Annotated in this window: 1 protein-coding gene; it reads left to right on the forward strand. The window is 64.0% G+C overall.

Annotation, left to right across the window (positions count from 1 at the left end; all coding sequences use genetic code 11):
- Positions 1-382: 382 nt before the first annotated feature.
- The gene (locus QZ271_RS14310) at positions 383-985 is read left to right on the forward strand and encodes a hypothetical protein (RefSeq protein ID WP_291432611.1); all 603 of its coding nucleotides are present in this window, start codon (positions 383-385) and stop codon (positions 983-985) included.
- Positions 986-1335 lie beyond the last annotated feature (350 nt).

Below are 1335 nucleotides of genomic sequence, written 5' to 3' on the forward strand. Positions count from 1 at the left end.
CTCCAGAGCAAGGCTAGCCCAAGGAATGTGTCTGACGTCACTAGGGTAATTTTTCGTCCCAACTCTCACGCTACCCCTACACCGTAGAGGGGCAGGCCGCTTTAATCGCTCTGGGGGTCGCGGGGCCGTACCCCGTGCCTGCTGGCGTCCTGCTGGGCGGGTATGCTCACGGCACCGCCCTCACTGAACATGAGGCCCTGAGGCTCGCGGGGTTGCCTGACTTTGTAGACCTCTGGGCACTGTGCCCCAGTGAGGGCGGCGGGGCACCCTATACGCTGCTTTGGGGTGACGCGGCCACAGATGAGCAGCTAGAGGCCGCGAGTACCTGGGCGACCGTGACCACCGCCGCCCTACGCGCCCAGGACACCGCGAGGGGGTCAGCATGACCTTTGACAAATTACGCGCCCAGACTGACGCCCAGGCCCTCGAGATACGCGCCCAGCTCATCAGGCGGGGGCACTTACCGCCGCCGCCTGAAACCGTCACCCTGAGCCGTGAGCAGGTGCCCGCCAGCCTCGAGGCCCTTAAAGAGGCGCTTGTCAGTTGTGCGCTGACCTGGGGGCAGGTGGCCGCGCCAGGGTCTACGGTGTTTCACTACGCTAACGGCCTGTTCTACTGCGGGGCCATGCTTGCCAGTTGTGAGCAGGTCGAGCGCGACCCTTCAAGCGTACTCGCCATGTTTGCGGCCTGGGCAGCCGGTTTTGTCTGCCAGGTGCTAGAGGACTGCGGGCAGACTAAGGCCCAGGCAGGCGCGGCCCTCGACCACCTGGGCGAGCACCCCGCCGCTATTACCGGCATGCTCGAAGCGCTGCCGCATGACATGGCGCGGGGCGCGTTTATAGCCGCGCTGTGTGTATTCCAGGCCGCTGTTCTCTCGACCGCCCAGTGTGACCCGGCCCCCCTGTACACCCTGTTTTCTGAGGCGGGGCAAGCACTCACAGAGCCTGACTTGACGCCCCGCACGGGCGAGGGCCTGAGGGCCTAGCGCGGCCTCAGTTCCAGATGAAACACCCCGCGACCGGTCGCGGGGTGTCTGCTGCCTTATGTCCCAACCCACGGCCTACCCGGAAGCAGGGCCGAAACCCCAACCTCCGTTTTAAACGGAAGTTGGCCCAACTGTTCAGTTTCAATCCACGGCCCACCCGAAAGCAGGCCGAAAACACGGCGTTCAGGCCTCGGTATATCCCGGCCCCGCATAAGCAAGCCAGCGCCAAAACCTGACAAAACCTGACATTGTTTCAATTCTCTGGGCATAAACCACCCCCGGAAGGGTCGCGTTTGAAACGCGCCCCCTAGAAGCCCTGGGTAGGGGACAAGGCCCCCAAATTGGCAAAG

Source organism: Deinococcus sp., assembly GCF_018260555.1.
GTDB lineage: Bacteria > Deinococcota > Deinococci > Deinococcales > Deinococcaceae > Deinococcus.